Origin of the sequence: Parapedobacter tibetensis, from assembly GCF_024704835.1 — a bacterium.
Classification (GTDB): domain Bacteria; phylum Bacteroidota; class Bacteroidia; order Sphingobacteriales; family Sphingobacteriaceae; genus Parapedobacter; species Parapedobacter tibetensis.
Genome location: NZ_JAMXBE010000039.1, coordinates 1 through 6,400, shown reverse-complemented (window position 1 = coordinate 6,400; position 6,400 = coordinate 1). Strand labels below are relative to the sequence as shown.

6 protein-coding genes are annotated in these 6,400 nt (G+C 42.2%); 2 read left to right on the top strand and 4 right to left on the bottom strand.

The features are described 5' to 3' along the window. The first annotated feature begins 324 nt into the window (after window positions 1–324). Complete coding sequence (locus NF543_RS24900) at window positions 325–537, top strand: hypothetical protein (RefSeq protein WP_257670984.1); 213 nt, start codon at window positions 325–327, stop codon at window positions 535–537. Window positions 538–578: 41 nt separating this feature from the next. On the opposite strand, the gene NF543_RS24895 is transcribed toward NF543_RS24900, so the two are convergent. The 4 genes from NF543_RS24895 to NF543_RS24880 form a co-directional block, all read right to left on the bottom strand. Next, entirely contained in the window at window positions 579–1,103 is a 525-nt protein-coding gene (locus tag NF543_RS24895; RefSeq protein WP_257957577.1) for a TlpA family protein disulfide reductase, read from the bottom strand. Then, the gene (locus NF543_RS24890; RefSeq protein ID WP_257957576.1) at window positions 1,100–1,618 is read right to left on the bottom strand and encodes a hypothetical protein; all 519 of its coding nucleotides are present in this window, start codon (window positions 1,616–1,618) and stop codon (window positions 1,100–1,102) included. Before NF543_RS24890 ends, NF543_RS24895 begins: the two co-directional genes overlap by 4 nt. 123 nt (window positions 1,619–1,741) lie before the next feature. Next, window positions 1,742–2,035 (bottom strand): hypothetical protein, encoded by a 294-nt coding sequence (locus NF543_RS24885; RefSeq protein ID WP_257670929.1) that lies wholly within the window; start codon window positions 2,033–2,035, stop codon window positions 1,742–1,744. Between the two features lie 116 nt (window positions 2,036–2,151). After that, on the bottom strand, window positions 2,152–3,063 hold the full coding sequence (locus NF543_RS24880) for a DUF5655 domain-containing protein (RefSeq protein WP_257670928.1): 912 nt from the start codon (window positions 3,061–3,063) through the stop codon (window positions 2,152–2,154). 402 nt (window positions 3,064–3,465) lie between these two features. Between NF543_RS24880 and NF543_RS24875 the strand changes: the two genes are divergently transcribed. Continuing rightward, window positions 3,466–6,400, top strand: a 2,935-nt coding sequence (locus NF543_RS24875; protein WP_257670927.1) for a DUF7149 domain-containing protein, incomplete at its 3' end; no start/stop codon positions are given.

The window sequence follows — 6,400 nt, the reverse complement described above, 5'->3', positions numbered from 1 at the left end:
AAGGTTGTAAAATAGAATTGGTAATCCGATGAAGGGTTCTATCAGGAAATCAAAAATGTATCGTAATCATATCTTAAATTAGTGCAAAAGTTGTCCAGCAAGTGGGGGGTATCATAGCTCTCGCTTGCTTCCACGTATGTGTATGTGGTCTGTAGTAAGGACAGGGGTAGCAGTGTGTATCTGTGCCATAATGAAGCTCACATATTTTCTTTTATAAGCTCAAATATATGGATAAATGAGCTTATTTTAATGATAAGCTCGAACCCATTTTAAGCTCAAATAATCTGCATAATGAGCTTAAATACATCAAAGGTTGAGTCTATTATGTTTCGTTCTACCCATGTGCCAGAGATCACGGAGAAAAACGGCGGTATTCAGGTTACGATTTTCAAGTCGCTTATTTTTCTCATGCTTGCTTTAGAGGACATACATGCGCATTCAAAGCCCATCATCAACTTTACCCTTATTGATTATGGCCATAATCCGCTGTACATCCAGACGGCCGGAATAACTGACCACGCCAGCCGCATCCAGTAACACANTTTCTCATGCTTGCTTTAGAGGACATACATGCGCATTCAAAGCCCATCATCAACTTTACCCTTATTGATTATGGCCATAATCCGCTGTACATCCAGACGGCCGGAATAACTGACCACGCCAGCCGCATCCAGTAACACAACCTGAGGGAAGGCATCGATTCCGTATCCCTCATTGATATTCGCGTCGGCTCCGCAAAGCATATCGAACGTTACCTTGTTGCGCAGCATGAAGGATCTGACCGTATTTTCGCTGTCTATTGTATTAATGCCCAAAACAACCAGTTCGTCCGCATTATTCAGCGCGGCCAGTTCGTTCAATATCGGTACGGCCTCAATGCAATAGCCGCAGTTCGTTATCCAGAATTCCAATAACACCATCCGGCCACGGTAGTCCGATAGTGTTTTCCGGCTCCCCGTACGTAAATCAATCAGGTCAATTTCAGGAGCCTTTTCGCCGATCTCGATAATGGATAAGGAACTACGTGTCTCCGGCTCATAGTCTGCCAAGTACGTGGAGTAATACCACGAATTCTCGGCTGGGGCCGGTGGGTCGGTGTTCATGTCATCGAAGACTGTCCGGCTCCTGTCTCGGCTGCCGTGCCGATCACCGTGTCGGCCGTTGATTTTACAATACCGCTGTCCGCTATGATGAGCGGCAGGAGGTTGCGAAGGGTTACGATGGAATTGAACAGTTCAGAACGACTGTTTAGTGCAACCGATGTTACCCTATTTTCGGTTGCTATGGTTTTGCTTCCCGTGTTGACGTCAACGATTGCCGTATTGTTAAAAATAGCGAACCCGTCGGCATGCGAGAACTGATACCTGAATCCTGCAAGGTCGTCTTCTTTGGCAAAATCCATATACATTCTACCCGTCATTGTTGAGAGGATAGCCTCGGCAGCGTAGTCAAGTTCCCTCACGTATTGGTAACTGATCGTTTTGAGCGAAAGGAGCTTTTCCGCTGCTTTTCTGAATAGCGGTAATGCCTCGCCGCCTGTTTCTGAGGGCGGTTGCGCTGCCGTCGATGAGATTGTGATCGCAAGGCATACTCCCAAGATAGCTTGTAGCGTCTTCATACCTTTTTAACACATCTTATTCTCCCCGTTTCGGGGCTTTGTTTTTCACGACTTTTATAGCGATTATGGATTACACTGTGATGTCGGATTTTCAATTTTGGGCGTAGCGGAACTCTGGGAAGATTACACAAACTTCGGGTAAATGGCTGTTCTGATTTGCTGGATGAGGTGGGGCAACGGATAGTTGAAATACTTGTATTCGCCCAAGCCAAAACGGTAGCGTTCCATTACTACCGTTTTTCTGTAAGCATTTGGATTGCCGTAACCTTGTATCAGCTCGCTGCATTGCTCGTCCGTTACGAATTTCGGAATAATGGCAAAACCTCTTTCGTGCATTTCATTTGTTACGAAATTCCAGTCGGTTTGATCAATAATCTTGTTCATCATCAGTGCAAATCTGTTTTCAAATCGTTGCATTGTTTTTCGTTTTAGATTCTGTTGCAAAGATTGTTACGTGTGACGTGGCAGAAAACCCGAAACTTGCTACATTTCTGTCATGTCGGTTTTTTGCATTTTCCCAACCGATGATGAGATTAGTATATAAGCCCCTGCTTTACCAAGCTCATAATATACTCCAAGTGCTTATCGTCTGAGACTTGGAGTTGATAGTCACCGTTCCCCCAATGGCCGGTAGACGAGACATCTTTGGCAATTTTCTTAGGGTCGTCGAGATGGCCGCGTTTTAGGTTAATCCAGATCTTGAGTGAGTTCTTGAGGATGCAGATATCGGTAAATATTTTACCATTATGGGTAAATCCTATTTCTTTCTTTTTCGGTTTGATATCAATATTGTCGCTAAGGTTCAGTACGGCCTCTTTAAACCGCTCGTAAAGCTCCACCATTTCCTCCGAACCATGTTCATAGTGGTCCTTTTCGGTGTATTCTTTGATTTCTTTGCTAACCTGTGCTAGCGATTCACTTTGCGGAGCTAATTGTTTGATGCTTGGTGCCGAAGCCGATTTGCGGATTACATTAACCAATAGTGTACTGTTTTCAAAGCGCTTCACTTCCCAGAGCTCTATGGCTAAGTCTTTAAAATTCGTCGCCTGTTTCTGGTTTTCGGTAAATGAGGATGCCACAAAGGCCACCCGCGTTTGGCTCCAATCGACCTCGCTGCGTGTCAGGTTGGCTTTTAAGCTTTCATTGTATTCTACGATAAATTCTGCTTTGTTTTCCAACATTAGGTTTAAGTAAGCAATGCCCTGATCAACCACGCTGTTGCTTTTATCCCGTTTGTACTCAATGATGATAAAGGCACATGCATCAGGGTCGAAAGCCAGCGTGTCGATCCGTCGGCTCTTTACGGAGAACTCAGACTTTACCAGCCTTAACCCCATAAAGGTGCCCAAGTTATTCTCAAACACCTTTTGGATGTCCTTTTCCAGCTTAAATGGCTTTTCTTCCAGCTCTTTGGCTTTTCCTTGGTTAATGGTAAATAACGGCATGGCACTTTATTGATTGACCAAAGCTAAGGAATATTTACCTTTTGTAAAACGATGCAACTTATTTTGGGACTTTCGTTCCCGAATGGCCTGGACACCTCTCACCAATTGTGTACTTAGCGCGGTCGTTAGATTGGTTGTCAGATTGAGCGAGATTAAGGGGCCAGTGGAACTCGGTTACTGGCTCCGTTACCTTACATAACTATTGCTTACAAGTTATTGGCTTGGTCGCTGGCTTGGTCGTTCAACGACCAAGCTTGTAAATTTTCTTCATCAATTTTTATACATGATGCTTGGCAATGCGATCCGATTCTGTTAAAATAAAAACCGGGATATTAAATTCGATATTACGTATTAATTAGGTAATTTTATAACTTGCACTCCAAACGTTAATCTGCCAATAATATGACCTTTTCGATATTAGACCTAAAAGATAGCTTAGACAAGGCATACCGGTTAATAAAGCCAAGACGCGAGGACTTAAATAAATTCAAGCAGAATCTCATCAACCTTTTGTCTCACATCGAGGCCCAGCACTCAGAGGAAAATATTAAAATCCATTTGATGGATTTTTTGAAGAATACCTTCTATCATCCGGACTACCTCGTGTCAATTAAGGATAGAGCAGATTTTGTTATCCATTTAGATAAAACGAGCCAATCTCCTATTGGTGTTCTTTTTGAGGTAAAAAAGCCTTCGAATCGGGCCGAAATGGTAACGAAGGAAAATCTTAATACACGTGCTATGCACGAACTGATTCTGTATTTCCTGCGTGATCGAATCAATAACAAGAATCTATCTTTGACAACACTTGTCATCACGAACGTATACGAATGGTTCGTATTTGACGCAACCCAGTTTGAAAAGATTTTCAATCAAAATACAAACCTACAGCGAGCCTACAAAGAGTGGGATAGGGGGCAGAAAGTAAATGTGACGACAGGTTTTTTCTATGACGAAATTGTCAAACCATTTCTGAAAGAACTCAATAAGGAGATCAGTTTTACCTACTTTAATATTGACGATTATGAGCGGGTATTAAAGAACGACCTCGAGCGCGACGATCGAAAGCTGATAGCCCTATACAAATTTTTTACTCCAACACATTTACTGAAGCTACCATTTGTAAACGATAGTAATACCCTAGATCGGGGTTTTTTTGCAGAACTGCTACATATCATCGGGCTGGAGGAGACAAAAGACAAGAGCCGCAAGGTGATTGGAAGACTGCCCAAGGATATTCGGCAAGATGGCGCGTTGCTTGAAAATGTAATTAATATTCTTCGTACAGAAGATGCTTTACGTAGAGTGGAAGGCCTTCAACAATACGGAAAGACGAGCGAGGAGCAACTTTACAGCGTTGCGTTGTCCTTGTGTATTACCTGGGTAAATCGAATATTGTTCTTAAAATTACTTGAAGCCCAATTGATTAAATATCATAATGGCGATAAAAAGTATCGTTTCCTTAATTCCCGTGTAATTCCAAACAACGATGAATTGTATAAGCTGTTCTTCCAAGTCCTTGCATTGCAACCTTCAGAACGCAGTGGAAATGTGCAGGCAAAATATGGACATATACCCTACTTAAATAGTTCATTATTTGAAATTTCTGACCTAGAAAGGCAGGCAATACGTATCAATTCACTTGATGACAACTTGGGCATTAATCTGTATTCCCATTCGGTATTACGGAAAAGTGTACATAGCGATCGTTACCAAGGGGTCAACACCTTACATTATCTTTTTGATTTTCTTGATGCATACGATTTTTCGTCTGTAGGAAAAGAAGAGATTCAAGAAGAAAATAAGTCAATAATCAATGCAGCTGTATTGGGTCTGGTGTTTGAGAAAATCAACGGTTACAAAGACGGCTCTATTTACACGCCTGGCGCAATAACGACATTTCTGTGCCGAGAAACCATTCAACGAGCGGTAATAAAAAAGTTCAATGATAGGTTTGAATGGGATTGTGAGACCCTTGATGACTTAAGCAATCATGTTGGACAGCGGAGAAACACCAAGGATATTCTTCTATACAATGAACTAATTGAGCAAGTCCGGGTTGTTGATCCTGCTGTTGGTTCAGGCCATTTTTTAGTGAGTAGTCTCAACGAGCTTATCGTGATCAAGGCAAAGCTCGGGATTCTGGCCGACGAGCATGGCAAAATATTGAACGACCTGAGTGTAACCATCGCTAATGATGAGCTGATTTTGGAAAACCGGCATACAAAGAGCTTTTTTGAGTATGTTGTGCAAGAACTTCCCAACGGCGTCCGAAAAGTTGATAGTGAGTTACAGCGTGTTCAACGGACGATATTCAACGAAAAGCGCAAAATCATTGAGGGTAGTCTATTTGGGGTTGATATCAATCCGAACTCAACCAAAATATGTCGTCTTCGGTTATGGATAGAGCTGCTTAAAAATGCATATTATACACCGGAAAGTAACTTTTCCGAATTGGAAACGTTGCCCAACATCGATATCAATATCAAATCTGGCAATTCGTTGTTGAGCAAGTTCGCACTGTCTGAAGATCTTTCCGATGTGTTCAGAAAGCAGCGGTTTGGCGTAAAAGATTACCAATTGGCTGTTGCAAGTTACAAGGCTACTCCGAGCAAAGAAGCCAAGCAAGGGTTATCAGATTTTATCACTCAGATCAAACAACAATTCAGGGAAACGGTAAGTAACCGCGATCCTAAGCGGAAAAGGCTTTCCGAACTTAGGGGCAAGCTAATATTGGCGCAAAATAACCAAGATCTTTTCGGTATTAAGCGAAGTAAAAAAGACGTATACAAAGAGGTGGAGAATCTCACCAAAAGAATCAAAGCAATTGAGAAACAAATTGCCGATATTGAAAATAATGCATTATATAAGACTGCATTCGAATGGCGATTCGAATTTCCCGAGGTATTAGATGAACAGGGCGATTTTAAAGGTTTTGAAGTTGTAATCGGAAACCCGCCATATATTCAATTGCAGAAAATGGGAGCCGAGGCGGATGTACTTCAGCAGCAAGATTATCAAACATTTATCCGTACAGGCGATATCTATTGTCTATTTTACGAATTGGCGGTTCGTCTGCTTCGTCCGGGATATTATTTTGGATACATCACTTCTAATAAGTGGATGCGAGCCAGTTATGGGCAGGCCTTGCGTCAGTTTTTCTTGGAAGAAGCCAATCCACAGTTATTGGTAGATTTTGGTGGCTATCAGGTCTTTGCTTCGGCTACAGTAGATACCAATATGCTTATCGCCCAAAAAGATACTTATAGCGGCAGCATGCTCACTTGCCTGTACGATAAGCGCATCGGTAGCCTAGAAAAAATGAGCGTTTTTATTG

What these genes read in the sequence shown, in the direction of transcription:
- NF543_RS24900 (WP_257670984.1), top strand. Translation starts at nt 325, where the DNA reads ATGTTTCGTTCTACCCATGTGCCAGAGATCACGGAGAAAAACGGCGGT.
- NF543_RS24895 (WP_257957577.1), bottom strand. Translation starts at nt 1,103, where the DNA reads ATGAACACCGACCCACCGGCCCCAGCCGAGAATTCGTGGTATTACTCC.
- NF543_RS24890 (WP_257957576.1), bottom strand. Translation starts at nt 1,618, where the DNA reads ATGAAGACGCTACAAGCTATCTTGGGAGTATGCCTTGCGATCACAATC.
- NF543_RS24885 (WP_257670929.1), bottom strand. Translation starts at nt 2,035, where the DNA reads ATGCAACGATTTGAAAACAGATTTGCACTGATGATGAACAAGATTATT.
- NF543_RS24880 (WP_257670928.1), bottom strand. Translation starts at nt 3,063, where the DNA reads ATGCCGTTATTTACCATTAACCAAGGAAAAGCCAAAGAGCTGGAAGAA.